Source organism: Glycomyces salinus, assembly GCF_016428645.1.
GTDB classification, from domain to species: Bacteria; Actinomycetota; Actinomycetes; order Mycobacteriales; family Micromonosporaceae; genus Glycomyces; species Glycomyces salinus.
Genome location: NZ_JAELXW010000042.1, coordinates 18,181 through 33,463 on the forward strand (window position 1 = coordinate 18,181; position 15,283 = coordinate 33,463).

Genomic DNA, 15,283 nt, shown 5'->3' on the forward strand with positions numbered 1-15,283 from the left:
GGGCGGGCCAGGTGTTCCGACCAGGTCAAACTCGTGCCGGGACCTTCTCCTCGGCGGGCTCGGCCTCGTTCTCCTTGATGCCGTACTTCGAGTACAGGCGGCCCAACGGGCCCGGCACCCACCAGTTGGCGCGCCCGAGCAGGCGCATGGTGGCCGGCACCAGCAGCATGCGGACGACGGTGGCGTCCAGGAAGATCGCCACGGCCATGCCGACGCCGATCATCTGCATGAAGGTGATGCCGGCGGTCGCGAAGGCGCCCACGACCACGATGAGGATCGCCGCGGCGGCGGTGATGATCGAGCCGGTCTGCTGCATGCCCCGCAGCACGGCGGTGCGGTTGTCGGCCCCGCCGTCCCATTCCTCCCTGACGCGGGAGAGCAGGAAGACCTCGTAGTCGGTCGAGAGCGCGAACAGCAGCACGGCCATCAGGACCAGGTTGGACGGACTCAAATACCCCGTGGGGGTGAAGCCCAGCAGGCCCGACAGGTGGCCCTCCTGGAAGATCCAGACCACCACGCCCATGGCCGCCGCGAGCGACACCAGGTTCATCAGGACGGCCTTGACCGGCAGGATGATCGAGCCGAAGGCCAGGAACAGGACGATCATCGTGACCGCCACGATGTAGCCGACCATCGCCGGCAGGGCGTCAACGATCGCCTCGAACATGTCGACCAGGTCGGCCGGGCCGCCGGCGACGGCGATCTCGGCGCCGGTGTCGAGGCTGCGGATCTCTTCGACCAGCTCTCGGGCCTCACTGCTGAACGAGTCGGCGTCGTAAGCGACCGCCAGGAGGGTCGCGTCGCCGTCCTCTCCTGCCGGGGTGACGGCGGTGACGCCGTCGAGTCTTTCGAGCGCTTGCATAGATTCGCTGAGCGCGGCCGCTCCCCCGCCGGAGACCATGACGTCGAGCGTCGCGTCCTCGCCGCCGGGGAAGTCGGAGGCGAGCGTCTCGGTGACCACCCGCGCCTCGGCGTCCTCAGGCATGTCGCGCTCGTCGGTGCCGCCGAAGGCCGCTCCCAGGACCGGGGAGGCCAGCAGGGCCGTGAAGGCCAGGACCGGGAGCAGCACCAGCACCGGGCGGCGCATGACGCCCGCGCCGAGGCCGTGCCAGAAGCCGGTCTCGGTCTTGGCCGCCTTGCCCCTGCGCCAGGGAAGGCGCCCCTTGTCGACGCGGTGGCCGAGCAGGTAGAGGATCGCGGGCAGGACCACCAGGGCCGAGAGCATGGCCACGCCGACCGCGGACATGACGCCGTAGGCGATGCCGTGCAGGAACGGCACGTCCACGAACAGCAGGCCGGCCATGGACAGGACGATGATGAGCCCTGAGACCATGACGGTCCGACCGGCGGTGGCGACGGTGTTCAGCACGGCCAGGCGCTTGTCCCGCCCGGCCGCGATCTCCTCGCGGAATCGGCGGAGCACGAACAGCGAGTAGTCGATCGACATGCCCAAGCCGATGATGGTGATGACGTTGGCCGCGAAGATCGAAACCTCGGTGAACTCGGTAATCACGCGGGTGATCGCGAAGCCGCCCAGGATCGACATGCCGCCGATGAGCAGCGGCAGCGAGGCCGCGACCAAGGCGCCGAAGACGATAATCATGATGACCAGCAGCAGCGGCAGCGAGATCATCTCGGCCAGTTCGAGGTCCTCCTGGACCTGCTCGTTGATCTCGTAGTTGATCGCCGCGTTCCCGCCGAGCGACGCCGAGACCTCGCCCGGGACTTCGATCTGCTCGTAGTGCTCGAGGAAGACCTCGTAGCTGTCGATGAGGTCGTCCATGGTGGATCCGGTCACGTCCAGCACGGCGATGGTGGCGCGGCCGTCCTTCGAGACCAGGTCGGGCAGCTCGGCGTCGTAGTAGGAGGTGACGCTCTCGACCACGCCGACGTCGGCGATGTCGTCCAGCGAGTCGGTGACGGCCTGGGCGAACGCCGGGTCCTCGACGTTCAGGCCCTCGGACTCGAATAGGACCACGATGTCAGCGCTGGTCGAACCGAAGCGCTCCTCGATGGCGTCGGCGTCGGTCATCGACTCGGCCTCATCGGAGACGAAGCCGCCGTTGGTGAACGAGTCGAACACGCCGATGCCCCAGGTGGAGCCGATCGCGAAGACCGCCACGACACCGGCGACGACGAACCATCGCGCCTTGATGACGGCGCGACCTAGCAGGGAATACATGTGCATCTCCTATTCGGGAGGCCGTTGCCACTGTTGCGGACGGCCGGCCCGGCGGTAGGATGGTGAGCGGTAGAAATTTTGCTAACGCCGTTAACCCTAATGAACGGCAATAGTGAAATCAACACCGTTAACTTGGATTCAGCAGAGGAGAACAGTGAGCTCCGACACCGCCGGGAAGCCGAGCCGCCGCGAACGGATGCGCGCCGAGACCATCACCGAGATCAAGGCCAGCGCGCGCCGCCAGTTGCTGGATCACGGGCCCAGCGGCATCTCGCTGCGAGCGGTCGCCCGAGACGTCGGCGTCTCCCCGGCCGCGCTCTACCGCTACTTCGACAGCCTCGACGCGCTGCTGACGGCGCTGTGCTGCGACTTCTACGACGAGCTTATCGACGAGACACGGGCGGCCATGGACGCCTCACCGCCCGAGCGGCACCTCGAACGCATGAAGTCCTGGGTCTGGACCTTCCGCTCCTGGTCGGTGTCGCACAAGCGCGAATTCGAGCTGATGCTCAGCTTCCCCGAGGACCAGGGATCGCTCTCCGCGTGCCCGCCGAATCCGATCGAATCCCCCGACGACCTCGACCCGATCACGCAGAAGTCCATCGAGCACTCCAGGATGTGCGGGCTCGAGCTCGCCGAGTTCTACCGCCAGTCGGACGGCGAGGGCTTCGACTTCGGGCAGGTCGACATGCCCGAGCTGTCACCGGGACTCGAACGGGAACTGGTCGAGCAGTGCGCAACGCTCATCATCGGCGACACGGTGCCGCTCACCTGGACGTACGCGTTCATCTCCGGCTGGGTCCGCGTCTTCGGCCTGGTCGTGATGGAAGCGTTCGGGAACCTCCCGGTCACCGAGAACGTCGATGAGTTCTACAAGGCGCAGATCATGTCCATGCTCAAGGAATTCGGCCTGGACTAGGTTCCGGCCGGGTCGCGCTCACTCATCCTCGGCGCGAGCGCTTCGAATGTCGTGCCCGACCGAGGTCATGCATTTGCCGGACTTCAGATTCCACTTCCACCCGTGCATCTGGCAGGTCAGGACCCCGTCGTCGATCTTGCCGAACACCGACAGGTCGGCCTTGAGGTGCGGGCAGCGGCGCTGCATCGTCCAGCCCTGCATCGTGATGTCCTCGTCGTCGGGGCGCTGCTCGGCGTACCAGCCCTCGGCGTACTGGAGGCGCTCCTCGGACAGGCACTTGAAGAACGCGTAGACGTACTCGTTGTACTGGCCGATGCGCGCGGCCGTGAAGCGGCAGGACAGGAACAGCGAGTTGACCCAGTCGACCTCGCGGATGTGCAGCAGGTGCTCGATCAGGCGCCGCTCGGTGCGGAAGCGGTAGCGGACCTTGTCGCCCCGGTCGGGGTAGACCTTGCGCTCCAGGAAGTCGAAGATGATCGACTCCACGACCTCGTCGGAGTCCGGAGCGGTCAGGTCGAACCGGACCGGTCCGCCCACACCGGTGGCGATGTGCTCGGCCTGCGCCATGAGCGGCTCGATGCGCTCCTGGAGCGTGGCCAGGACGTCGATCTCCGGGTGCGACCAGGACGCCTTCGCGGCGGCGATCCGGGGCGCCTGGCGCTCCTTGAAGGCGTCCAGGTGCTTCTTCTTGTTCGCGAACCACTCGCGCAGGTCGTCCACGGGGTGGGTGACCTTGGCGCTGCCGTCCGCGGAGATCTCGGCGACCGAGCCGGGCAGCAGGATGATGTTGTTGTCGCGTCCCTGCTGCTCGAGCCAGTCAGCGTAGGCGAGCTGGTCGGGGAAGATGTTGCCCTCGTCGCCGAAGACGTCGTTGAACTGGTAGAGCTCGTCGTCGAGGAAGCAGGGCGGCCCGGCGATCGGGAAGACCCAGTCGCCGGCGACGTCGTCGATGTACCGCAGCGACCGGTCGAAGCCGCGCTCGCGCTTCTGCTTGCCGAAGGCCCGCTTGGCGTTGTCGGGCAGCTCGTAGACCATCGGGAACCAGATCGCGCCGGAGAACTGGAGCAGGTGGGCGTGGATCTTGCCGTGCTGGAGGAACACGCTCATGTCGGTGGGGCGGGCGTCGTTCTGGTTGAGCAGCCGGGTGCCGTCGGCGTCCTCGACCCACAGCGAGGAGTCGCCGATGGGTCCGTCGGTGGGGCTGGTCAGGGCCTGGATCATGACCTTGACGCCGCCGGGCAGCTCCACGACCTCCTCGGAGACGGTCTTGATGAACTTGTGGAAGCCCAGGGCGCGCAGCTCGGCCTCCAGCTCGGAGGTGGGGTACTCGGGCAGCAGGACGGTCGTGTCCTTGCTGATGCGCTCGCGCAGGTTCTCCTCGTCGAAGTGGTCGCGGTGCAAGTGCGAGACGTAGAGGTAGTCGGCCCGGCCCAGGGTGTCCCAGTCGAGCTGCGAGTTGTCGGGGAAGGGGAACCACGAGGCGAAGTAGGCGGGATTGACCCAGGGATCGCAGAGGATGGTGCCGGCGGCAGTCTCGATGAACATGCTGGCGTGCCCAGTACCTGTGATGCGCAACGCTTGCCCTTCCCGATGAGGTCGACGGAACCTCAACTTTACAACTCACATCGGAGGCGGTCAGGGGCTGAAGGGCGTTGTGGCGTGGCAGACTGTGGCCGGTACCGAAACTTCGAAGGAGTCCCCATGGCAGCCGAAGAGCAGATTGTCTCGCCCGATCAGCGCAAGCCTGTCAACCGCAAGGCCATGTACGCCGCCCTGCTGATCGGCGCCGCGATCATCCTGTCCTTCCTGTTCGGCAACCACGTCGGCGGCGTCGAGGACGCCTTCCTGCTCATCTCCGCCGGAGGACTGGTCCTCTACGTCGCCGCCGACGCCTGGCTGCGCAAGTCCGGCCTGCGGTGACCGGGCCAGAAACGAAAAGCGGGGCTGCCGAAGGCAGCCCCGTTCGCTTTCGTCCGCTCAGTTCATCATGCCCCGCCGGGCGAACATCTCCCTGACCTCGCGGAGCGCCGAGTCGACCTCGGCCTCGAAATAGCCGCCCTGCACCAGTGAGAACTGGCTGGTGTCGAGCTCGCGGTCGGACAGCGGCATCGGCGTGCGGCCGGTCATCGCCGCCGACACGGCGTCGAACATCTGGTCCACCTGGGCCGGGTCGTAGCCCGAGCCGAAGCGCCGCGGCTGGAAGGCGCGGCGCATCTGCTCCAGGCGCTGGACGTCGTCGGGCGTGAACGGCGAGTCCGACGCCCGCATCTCGGTGGTCATCTCTTCGCGGCCGTGGCGGCCCGGTGCCTCGAAGCCGCGGCCCTCGTACGGGTTGCGGCGGCCGAAGTCCGGCGGAGAGGCCGCTCCGCGCTGAGGACCGGGAGCAGGGGGCGCGAAACCGCCGCCGTCGCCGCCGACGGGAATGCCGCCGGTGTCCGGTCCCGCGGAGCCGTAGCCGCCTCCGTTGTCACTGGGTGGCGACCCGAAGCCGCCGCTCTCGTTCGCGGGCGGGCCGAAGCCGCCTCCGGCCGGCGGTCCGAAACCGCCGTTGTCGCTCGGCGGCGGAACGAAACCTCCGGCGGGCGGTGGCGGGGGCGGGCTCGGGGCGGCGGCGCGGCGGCCGAACCCCGTGTCCTCGCGGCTGGGGGTCTCGGGGGCGTAGCCGCGGCCGCGAGGCGAACCGTACTGCTGGTCCTGCTGCGGGCCCGGCTCCCCTGGCATGGCCTGCGGGATCGCCTGGGTCGGCGGCGGCCCGGCGGGCATGCCGGGCTGCTGCACGGGCGGCGAGGGCCGCGGCGGCGGCTGCGGGATCGGACCGGTCGGCTCCGGCGGGCGCCCGACGGGTCCCTGCGGCTGCGGGGACTGACCGGGCGGCGGGACAGCGGCGCGGCGGCCGGTGTCGGACAGATTGTCGTCGTAGGCCGCGCCGAAGCCCGGGGCGGGTTCGGGAGCGCTGGGCGGGCCGAAGCCGCGCTCGCGCTGGTCGGCGGGAGGCGGGTAGGCGCCGCGACGCGGGTCGGACTGGAGCGGGAGCTGCTGGGTCGCGCCGTTCGGCGACGAGCCCGCCTGGGGTCCGTCGGGGACCGGTGGAGGGCCGCCGTGCGGGGGCCCGAAGTCCCCGGCCGGTCCAGGCACGGGTTCGGGAGCGCTGGGCGGGCCGAAGCCGCCGGGACCGGGCCCGAATTCCGGGTTGGCGCCGCGCATGGGGGCGGGCTCTTGGGGCGGGCCGCCGCGCGGCGCACCCGGATCCAGGTTCGGTGCACTGTGCTGTGCGCCGTACTCATGGCTCGCTCCGCTGTACTGCGGCGCACTGGGTTCGGGGTTCGCTCCGCTTCGCTGCGCACCGAACTCATTGTTCGCTCCGCTTCGCTGCGCGAACGGATCCTCATAGTCGTCACCGGGAGGCGCGGCGAGGAAGCCGAAGCCCTCGTCGTCGGGGCCGGCCCGCAGGTCGCCGAATCCCTCTGGATCGGGTTCGACGGCGGCGCGGGCGGCGCGGCCGACGGGTTCGCGCGCGGGCGGCGGAGGCGGCGGCGGGACTTCACGCGCCGCCATCATCTCGCTGGCGGGAATGGCCTGTGTCGGCGCCGGGTCGGGCTCGCGTCGCTGCGGCGCCGGCGGAGCGGCCGGGACCGAGCCCGTGCTCTCCGGCTTCCCGAAGTCGGGGGCCGGGGCGGTGCCGAGCACGCCCCGTTCCTCGAGCTCGGCGAGCTGCCTCGCGACCCGGTCAAGGTAGACGTCGACCTGCCATTCGTCATAGCCGCCGAACCGGACGCGGAAGACGACGTCGTCGACTTCATCGGCCGAGACCGGGCTGCCGACGGGCTCACCGGCGAGGGTGGCCTCGACGCGGTCCAAGAACGCGTCCACTTCGTCGACCTTGTAGCCCCGGCTCAATGCCCGGCGCCGGAATCGATCCCCATGACTCGCCACTACCAAGCCACCCTTCTCCGCCTAACTCGCGGCGTCGCTGGAGGTCAGCCCGCCGGGCTCCGGTTCGGCAGCGCTGGACGAACCAGCCTCCCGGACCGAAGCGGCCAACTGCCCGCAGGCGCCGTCGATCTCTTGGCCGCGCGTATCACGTACCGTCGTCGGTACGCCCGCAGCGCGCAGCCGCCGCACGAATTCCGCCTCCACCGCTTTGGGACTGGCGTCCCAGCGGCTCCCCGGCGTGGGGTTGAGCGGGATGAGGTTGACATGAGCCAGCCTACCCGCCAGTAGCTCACCGAGCAGATCCGCCCGCCACGGCTGATCGTTGACGTCCCTGATCATCGCGTATTCGATCGAGACGCGCCGCTTGGTCACCTCCGCGTAGTCCCAGGCGGCCGCCAGCACCTCGGCGACCTTCCAACGGGTGTTGATCGGGACGAGTTCGTCCCGGAGTTCGTCGTCGGGGGCGTGGAGCGAGACCGCGAGGGTCACCGGCAGCTCCTCGGCCGTCAGTTTCCGGATCTGGGGCACCAGGCCGACGGTCGAGACCGTCACGTGCCGGGCCGACAGGCCCACCCCGTCGGGGACCGGGGAGGTGATCAGACGCAGGGCCTTCTGGAGCCGGGGCCAGTTCGCCATCGGCTCGCCCATGCCCATGAAGACGATGTGGGACAGGCGCCCCAGGCCGCGCTCGGCGGCGATGCGGGCGCAGGCCACGACCTGGTCGACGATCTCGGCGGTGGTGAGGTTGCGTGTCAGGCCGCCCTGGCCGGTGGCGCAGAACGGGCAGGCCATCCCGCAGCCGGCCTGAGAGGACACGCAGGCGGTCACCCGGTCCGGATACGCCATGATGACGCTCTCGACCAGGGCGCCGTCGTGGAGCCTCCAGACCGCCTTGACGGTCTTCCCGCCGTCGCAGTCGTCGAGGCGCACCGCGTCCAGCAGGCGCGGCAGCAGGGCCTCGCCGATCGTCTCGCGGGCGGCGGCGGGCAGGTCGGTCATCAGGGTCGCGTCGCCGACGTGGCGCCCGAAGTACTGGTTGCGCAGTTGCTTGGCTCGGAAGGCGGGCTGCCCGATCTCGGACAGCGCAGACTCGCACCCCGCCAGGTCCAGGTCGGCGAGGTGCACAGGCGCCTTCTTGCGCGGGCGCGGCTCGGTCAACGTGAGTGCTATAGACATGTCATGACCTAGTCTCGCATGCGACGCGCCAAGCCCGCCAACCCCAGATCGCGGTTTTCACCCCGAGCTCTCCTCCCTCTGCTCCACCGATCAGGACAATCACCCGAGTAGGTAGCCGAACCACACATAGGCCACCGGCGCGACCATGAGGATGGAGTCCAGGCGGTCCATGACCCCGCCGTGCCCCGGGATGAGATTGCTCATGTCCTTGATGCCGAGGTCCCGCTTCAGCAGCGAGACGGACAGATCCCCCAACGTAGCGGCCAGGGCCGCGCAGACGCCGAACGCCACGCCCATCGGAAGGCTGACCCCGAACACGAGCCAGAGGGTCAGACCGGCCCCGGCGGCTGCCGCCACGACCGACCCGGCCAGGCCCTCCCAGGACTTCTTAGGGCTGATCTTGGGCGTCATCTGGTGGCGGCCGAACAGGACACCGGCGGTGTAGCCGCCGGTGTCGGACAGGACCACGGTGAACAGCATGATCAGCACCTGGGCGGCGCCGGTCTCGAGGCCGAAGCCGAACAGTTCGGCCTCCCCGGCGGTCGAGGTGGCGAGCAGCATCACGAACCCGGCCAGGAACGGCACCTGCACCAGCACCAGCGAGCCGGCCGGGACGTCGGCCCGGTAGCCGGTGGCGCCCTCGGCCAGGCGCCACACGAACAGGGCCGCCACGCCCACGGCGGTGCCGAGCAGCAGCCCGGTGGCGCCGCCGTACCAGGCCAGGACCACGATGAGCGCACCGGCGGCGGCCAGCGGGATCACCGGGACGTTCCTGCCGCCCCTGCGCATCGCCGATCCCGTCTCCCAGCAGGCGACCGCCACGGCGATCATGGCCAGGCCGAGGAAGGCGATCGGGCGGATCAGCAGGGAGGCGAGGACGACGGCGGCCAGTCCTAGGCCGACGCCGATCGCCACCGGCAGGTTGCGGCCGGGCGAAGGGCGGCGCCGGCCCTCGGGGGCTGGATCGGGGTCGGGCTCGGCGGTGTCGGAGTGCCGCCCCTCCCCGTCGGGCGACGGGTGGGAGCGACCGCCGGGGGGACCGTCGGGGAGTGCGCTCATCAGATCTCGAGCAGTTCGGACTCTTTGGAGCTCATCAACTCGTCGACCATGCCGGTGAAGCGGCCGGTGAGGTCGTCGAGTTCCCTCTCCGCGGTGTGGCCCTCGTCCTCGGACGCCTCGCCGTCCTTGACGAACTTGCCGATCTCGTCCTTGGCCCGGCGGCGGATGTTGCGGATGGCGATCTTGGCGTCCTCGCCCTTGGTGCGGGCGACCTTGACCATCTCGCGACGGCGCTCCTCGGTCATCGGCGGGAGGTTCAGTCGCAGCTGGGTTCCCTCGTTGGAGGGGTTGACGCCGAGGTCGGAGTTGCGGATGGCGTCCTCGATGTCCTTGATCTGCGAGGCGTCGAACGGCTTGACCAGCACCATCCGAGGCTCGGGGATGGCGATCGAGGCCACCTGGTTGAGCGGCGTCTGTGCGCCGTAGTACTGGACGGTGACCCGGTTGAACATGGCAGAGGAGGCGCGGCCCGTCCGAATGGCGCCGAACTCCTCCTTGGCGTGCTCGATGGCCCGCTCCATTTTCTCCTCGGCTTCGAGGAGGCTATCGTCGATCACGGCTCTACTCACATTCTCTTGCGGCCTGACAGCACTTCTGACCGTACCGTTCTGCTATGGCCCGTCTGCACAAGGAAGAGCGTTCACTCTGACTAGGGGTGCGGGTGGGGCGACAGTTGTGGGTGGATGAGGGTGCCGAGTTTCTCGCCGACTATGGCGCGGCGGAGGTTGCCCTCGCCCTCGACGCCGAACACCAGCATCGGCAGGCCGTTGTCCTTGCAGAGGCTGAAGGCGGTCTGGTCGACGACCATGAGCTCGCGCTTGAGGGCCTCCTCGAAGGTGAGGTCGTCGAGCCGCTGGGCGTCCCGGTCGACCCGGGGGTCGGCGGTGTAGACCGCGTCGACGCCGTTCTTGCTCACCAGCACGACCTTGGCGCCGATCTCGAGGGCGCGCTGGGCGGCGACGGTGTCGGTGGAGAAGTAGGGCAGGCCGGCTCCGGCGCCGAAGATGACCACCCGGCCCTTCTCGAGGTGGCGGATGGCGCGGCGCGGGATGTAAGCCTCGGCCACCTGGGCCATGGAGATGGCGGTCTGGACGCGGGTGTCGACGCCCTCCTGCTCCAGGAAGTCCTGGAGGGCCAGCGAGTTCATGACGGTGCCGAGCATGCCCATGTAGTCGGCGCGGGCCCGGTCCATGCCGCGCCGCTGGAGCTCGGCGCCCCGGAAGAAGTTGCCGCCGCCGACGACCACGGCGACCTGCACTCCGGCGGCCACGCCGGCGGCGATCTGGCGGGCCACCCCCTGGACGATGTCGGGGTCGACGCCGACGGCGCCGCCGCCGAAGGCCTCCCCGGACAGTTTCAGCACGACCCGGCGGTATGTGGCTTCACTCATGGCGCTCCCCCTGCTGTGGCTGCTCGGCTCCGGACATGGAACGAGGCGGCGGCATCTACGCCGCCGCCTCCTCCATATGCAATACGGCTGGAGCCAGTGTAGTCGGCGGTCTATGACCGGAGACTACTCCTGGCCGACCTCGAAGCGGAGGAAGCCCGTCACCTCGGTGCCGGCCTCCTTCAGGACCTGCTGCACGGACTTCTTGTTCTCCTTGACGGAGGCCTGCTCGAGCAGGCAGAAGTCCTTGAAGTAGGCGTTGACCTTGCCTTCGACGATCTTGTCCCAGGCGCGCTCGGGCTTGCCCTCTTCCTTGGCGGTCTCGAGGGCGATGCGCTTCTCGTTCTCGATCACGTCGGCGGGCACCTCGTCGCGGGCCAGGTACTTCGGACGCATGGCGGCGGCCTGCATGCCGACCTGGCGGGCGACCTCGACGTCGCCGGAGTAGGCGACGAGGATGCCGACCGCCGGAGGCAGGTCGGCGGCCTTGCGGTGCATGTAGACGGCGACCTCGCCCTCGAGCGAGCCGACGCGGCCCACGACGATCTTCTCGCCGAGCTTCGCGGACTCCTCGGCGACGGTCTCGGCCACGGTCTTGTCGCCGAGCTTGGCCTCGGCGAAGGCCGCGGTGTCGGCCGGGCGGGTCTCGGCGGCGAGCTCGACCAGGGTCTGGGCGAGCTCGATGAAGGGTCCGCTCTTGGCGACGAAGTCGGTCTCGCAGAGCAGTTCCAGCAGCGTGCCGTCCGACTGCGCCACCAGCCCCTGGGCGGTGGTGCGCTCGGCCCGCTTGCCGACGTCCTTGGCTCCCTTGATGCGCAGGGCCTCGAGGGCGACGTCGTAGTCGCCGTCCGCCTCTTCGAGGGCCTTCTTGACGTCCATCATCCCCGAGCCGGTGGCTTCGCGGAGCTTCTTGACGTCAGCCATCGTGAAGTTGGCCATTGCTCCCCTTCTTACTTCTTGTCGGATTCTTCGACGACCGCTTCGCCCGCGGGCTCGACGACCTTCTCCGTGTCTTCCTTGTTCTCGGCCTCGAGGAGGTCCTTCTCCCATTCGGCCAGGGGCTCGCCTTCGGCCTTGCCGGCCTCGGCCTCGCCGCCGCCGGAGCGGGCCATCAGGCCCTCGGCGACGCCGTCGGCGATGATCTTGGTCAGCAGCGCGACCGAGCGGATCGCGTCGTCGTTGCCGGGGACCGGGTGGTCGACCTCGTCGGGGTCGCAGTTGGTGTCGAGGATCGCGACGACGGGGATGCCCAGCTTGCGGGCCTCGTCGACGGCGATGTGCTCTTTCTTGGTGTCGACGATCCAGATCGCCTGCGGGGTCTTCTCCATGTCGCGGAGGCCGCCGAGCGTGCGCTCGAGCTTGTCCTTCTCGCGCATGAGCTGGAGCATTTCCTTCTTGGTGCGGTTGGCCGCACCGTTGGCCTCGAGGATCTCGAGCTCCTTGAGACGCATCAGGCGCTTCTGGATGGTCTGGAAGTTGGTGAGCATGCCGCCGAGCCAACGGTGGTTGACGTAGGGCATGCCGACGCGGGTGGCCTGCTCGGCGACGGCCTCCTGGGCCTGCTTCTTGGTGCCGACGAAGAGGACCTCGCCGCCCTCGGCGACGACGTTCTTGACGAAGTCGTGGGCCTTCTCGGCGTAGTCGACCGTCTGGCGCAGGTCGATGACGTAGATCCCGTTGCGATCGGTGAGGATGTAACGCTTCATCTTCGGGTTCCAGCGACGGGTCTGGTGCCCGAAGTGCACGCCGCTCTCGAGCAGCGCCCTCATGGTGACAACCGACACGGTTGTAGTCCTTTCTTTCCCTGGTTGACAGCGGGAGCGCCCCGGATCGGGGCTCCCGCACCTGGCGCCCGCCTCGGCGGTCATGCAACCGGAAATTCCGGACCTGGGAGACCGCTACGGCCAGACCTCGCCCTTTGCTGGAATGCATTGGATTGGTTCGACCGCGGCGAGCGCGCGAAGTCGGTGCGGCACGCGGAGGTGCCATACCGCTGATGACAGTGTACTCAGGGGCCGGGTCCTGGCGCGCGGGCGGTGGAGCCCAGTGATTGGAGATACGCGGGACCCGAACCCGAAAAGGCCACGTATATCGTTATGTATCAGCAGGTCGCAAAGGTGATATTAGGAGTTATCCACAGGCAAGGACTTTTTCTTGCCGATCGGGGACGAACGGCCGGACCATTGAGCCATGCGTCGACTACACACAGCGATCGTCACGATATTGGTCACCGGTTCCCTGCTGGCCGCGACCGCGATTCTCCACCCGACCGTCGCCGAGGCCGCCGCCGGCCCGGCCGATGCGGTCCCCGGCACGCCCAGCGGGACCTGGCCGGCCCCGGCGGGCCCGCTCGATCCGGTGGTCGGATTCGACCCGCCGCCCGCGCCGTGGCTGGCCGGCCACCGGGGGGTCGACCTCGCCGCGGCCGCCGGGCGCGAAGTGGTCGCGGCCGGTCCCGGGACGGTCGTGTTCGCCGACGAGCTGGCCGGGCGGGGAGTGGTCAGCATCGACCATCCCGGCGGCCTGCGCACCACCTACGAACCGGTCGCGCCAGTCGTGAAGCCGGGCGAGCCGGTCTCGGCCGGGCAGGTGATCGGGCTCCTGGAACCCGGTCACGCCTCCTGCCCCGGCCGGTCCTGCCTGCACCTGGGCCTCAAGCGCGGCCCGGTCTACCTCGACCCGATGCTGCTGTTCGGGTCGGGCCTGGTCCGGCTGCTCCCGCGATGAGCATCCGGCAGGTCAGCCCGAGCCGCCTGGGGCGGCTCGGCGAGCAGTACGCGGCGCTGCACCTGCGCCGCGACCGGATGCAGGTCCTCGACCGCAACTGGCGGCACCGGCTCGGCGAGATCGACCTCGTGGCCCGGCAAAAGGACACGGTCGTCTTCTGCGAGGTCAAGACCCGCCGCTCGACCCGCTACGGCGGCCCGCTGGAGTCGGTCGACGCCGCAAAGCTCGACCGCGTCGAGCGCCTGGCGCGGGCCTGGCTGCGCGAGCACTGCCGCCACGACCAGCCCTGGCGCGTCGACCGGATCGCGCTGACCGTCGTCGACGCCCGCCGCATCAAGCTCGAACACCACTGGGGGAAGCAATGGGATACAGCCGCACCGACACCGTCTGCATGATCGGCACCGCCGGGGTCGTGGTCACCGTCGAGGCCTCGGTCTTCAAGTCCGGCGGCAAGCACGCCGACACCGTCCGCATGTCGGGCCTGCCCGACAGCGTCGTCAACCAGGCCCAGACCCGGGTCCGCTCGGCCATGGCCAACTCGTCACTACGCTTCCCGGACAAGTCGGTCTCGGTGAACTTCGTCCCGGCCTCGCTGCCGACCACGGGTTCGGCCGCCGACCTGGCGCTGGCGATCACGATCATGACCGCCGACGAGATGGTCCCCGGGGACCGGCTGACCGGCGCGGTCCTGCTCGCCGAGCTCGGCCTCGACGGGAGCCTGCGGTCGGTGCCCGGCACGCTCCCGGCGCTGCTGGAGGCCCGCCGGGCCGGGTTCGCCACCGCGATCGTCTCGCCCGAGAACGCCGACGAGGCCGCCCTGGTCGACGGCCTCACCGTCCTGGCCCCGCGCAACCTGGCGGCCCTGGTCGCCTGGCTGCACGGGCAGGCCGACCTGGAGCCGGCCGCGCCGGGCCGGACCGCCCCGGCCCCCGCCCTGCCGGACCTGGCCGACCTGCGCGGCCAGCCGCGGGCCCGGCGCGCGCTGGAGATCGCCGCCGCCGGCGGCCACCACATGTTCATGGTCGGGCCGCCGGGAGCCGGGAAGACCATGCTGGCCGAGCGGCTGCCTTCGATCCTGCCGCCGCTGACCGACGACGAGGCGGTCGAGGTGACCTCGCTGTACTCGCTGCGGGGCCGCTTCACCGGCGGATCGGCCGAGCTGATCCGGGCCGCCCCGTTCGAGGCCCCGCACCATTCGATGACCATCCAGGCGCTCATCGGCGGCGGCCGCCACCCCGGCCCCGGCTCGCTGGCCCTGGCCCACCGGGGCGTCCTGTTCGTGGACGAGGCCCCCGAGTGGCGGCGGGAGGTCCTCGATTCGCTGCGGCAGCCGCTGGAGAGCGGCGAAGTGCTGGTGCGCCGGGCCGAGAGCACGCTCAGGTATCCGGCCCGGATGCTGCTGGTGCTGGCCGCCAATCCGTGCCCGTGCGCGCCGACCCGGCCGATCGAATGCCGATGTCCCCCAGGGGAGCGCAAACGCTATTTCGGGCGCATCTCCAGACCACTGCGCGACCGGATCGATCTGCGCATCGACGTGGAGGCGCCAGCGGCTTCGGCGATCCTGGCCGACGTGGCCGACGCCGAGCCGTCCGGGCCGGTGGCCAAGCGGGTCGCGCTCGCCCGCGAGATCGCCGCCGCCCGCTGGTCCGGGGCCGGGGAGAGCTGGAGGCTCAACAGCGAGGTCCCGGGCCCGGCGCTGCGTTCGCCGCAGTGGCGGCTCCCGGCCGCGGCCACCGGGACCGCCGACGGGCTGCTGCGCAAGGAGCGCATCACCGCTCGCGGCTACGACCGCATCCTCAAGCTCGCATGGACCCTCGCCGACCTGCGCGGCCACGACCGGCCGACCGCCGACGACATCGATTCCGCCGCCGAGCTGCGCCTCGGCTACACGATCACCTAG

Annotated in this window: 13 protein-coding genes and 1 pseudogene; 5 read left to right on the plus strand and 9 right to left on the minus strand. The window is 69.8% G+C overall.

Annotated elements, in window-relative coordinates:
• Positions 1-25 precede the first annotated feature (25 nt).
• The gene (locus tag JFB92_RS13250) at positions 26-2,182 is read right to left on the minus strand and encodes an MMPL family transporter (RefSeq protein WP_199039287.1); all 2,157 of its coding nucleotides are present in this window, start codon (positions 2,180-2,182) and stop codon (positions 26-28) included.
• A gap of 154 nt (positions 2,183-2,336) precedes the next feature.
• Between JFB92_RS13250 and JFB92_RS13255 the strand changes: the two genes are divergently transcribed.
• A complete protein-coding gene (locus JFB92_RS13255) occupies positions 2,337-3,101 on the plus strand; it encodes a TetR/AcrR family transcriptional regulator (protein WP_199039290.1) in 765 nt (254 codons plus the stop codon).
• Positions 3,102-3,119: 18 nt separating this feature from the next.
• Here JFB92_RS13255 and JFB92_RS13260 read toward each other — a convergent pair whose 3' ends face one another.
• Complete coding sequence (locus JFB92_RS13260) at positions 3,120-4,670, minus strand: Rieske 2Fe-2S domain-containing protein (RefSeq protein WP_372451642.1); 1,551 nt, start codon at positions 4,668-4,670, stop codon at positions 3,120-3,122.
• A 132-nt stretch (positions 4,671-4,802) separates the two neighbouring features.
• Between JFB92_RS13260 and JFB92_RS13265 the strand changes: the two genes are divergently transcribed.
• Positions 4,803-5,021 carry a DUF2631 domain-containing protein gene (locus JFB92_RS13265; protein WP_199039304.1) on the plus strand — a complete coding sequence of 73 codons (219 nt, stop codon included), beginning with the start codon at positions 4,803-4,805 and terminating at the stop codon, positions 5,019-5,021.
• Between the two features lie 1,757 nt (positions 5,022-6,778).
• On the opposite strand, the pseudogene JFB92_RS26960 reads toward JFB92_RS13265, so the two are convergent.
• From JFB92_RS26960 to rpsB, 7 genes and pseudogenes are all read right to left on the minus strand, one after another.
• A pseudogene (locus tag JFB92_RS26960) lies at positions 6,779-7,034 on the minus strand (DivIVA domain-containing protein); the annotation flags it as partial.
• A gap of 21 nt (positions 7,035-7,055) precedes the next feature.
• Entirely contained in the window at positions 7,056-8,210 is a 1,155-nt protein-coding gene (gene rlmN / locus JFB92_RS13275; protein WP_199039311.1) for a dual-specificity RNA methyltransferase RlmN, read from the minus strand.
• Between the two features lie 99 nt (positions 8,211-8,309).
• On the minus strand, positions 8,310-9,269 hold the full coding sequence (locus JFB92_RS13280; RefSeq protein WP_199039314.1) for a phosphatidate cytidylyltransferase: 960 nt from the start codon (positions 9,267-9,269) through the stop codon (positions 8,310-8,312).
• Positions 9,269-9,826: a ribosome recycling factor gene (gene frr / locus JFB92_RS13285; RefSeq protein ID WP_199039318.1), complete on the minus strand. Its 558-nt coding sequence runs from the start codon at positions 9,824-9,826 to the stop codon at positions 9,269-9,271. Before frr ends, JFB92_RS13280 begins: the two co-directional genes overlap by 1 nt.
• Before the next feature lie 92 nt (positions 9,827-9,918).
• Complete coding sequence (gene pyrH, locus JFB92_RS13290; protein ID WP_199039320.1) at positions 9,919-10,659, minus strand: UMP kinase; 741 nt, start codon at positions 10,657-10,659, stop codon at positions 9,919-9,921.
• A gap of 123 nt (positions 10,660-10,782) precedes the next feature.
• A complete protein-coding gene (gene tsf / locus JFB92_RS13295) occupies positions 10,783-11,595 on the minus strand; it encodes a translation elongation factor Ts (RefSeq protein WP_199039322.1) in 813 nt (270 codons plus the stop codon).
• Between the two features lie 11 nt (positions 11,596-11,606).
• The gene (gene rpsB / locus JFB92_RS13300) at positions 11,607-12,440 is read right to left on the minus strand and encodes a 30S ribosomal protein S2 (protein ID WP_199039324.1); all 834 of its coding nucleotides are present in this window, start codon (positions 12,438-12,440) and stop codon (positions 11,607-11,609) included.
• 406 nt (positions 12,441-12,846) lie between these two features.
• Here rpsB and JFB92_RS13305 point away from each other — a divergent pair, with 406 nt between their 5' ends.
• Genes JFB92_RS13305 through JFB92_RS13315 form a run of 3 tightly spaced genes read left to right on the plus strand, consistent with a single transcriptional unit; the run spans position 12,847 to position 15,283 of the window.
• Positions 12,847-13,383 (plus strand): murein hydrolase activator EnvC family protein, encoded by a 537-nt coding sequence (locus tag JFB92_RS13305; protein ID WP_199039326.1) that lies wholly within the window; start codon positions 12,847-12,849, stop codon positions 13,381-13,383.
• Positions 13,380-13,778, plus strand: coding sequence for a YraN family protein (locus JFB92_RS13310; RefSeq protein ID WP_199039328.1), 399 nt, complete (start codon positions 13,380-13,382; stop codon positions 13,776-13,778). Before JFB92_RS13305 ends, JFB92_RS13310 begins: the two co-directional genes overlap by 4 nt.
• On the plus strand, positions 13,745-15,283 hold the full coding sequence (locus JFB92_RS13315) for a YifB family Mg chelatase-like AAA ATPase (protein ID WP_199039330.1): 1,539 nt from the start codon (positions 13,745-13,747) through the stop codon (positions 15,281-15,283). The genes JFB92_RS13310 and JFB92_RS13315 overlap by 34 nt, the downstream gene beginning before the upstream one ends.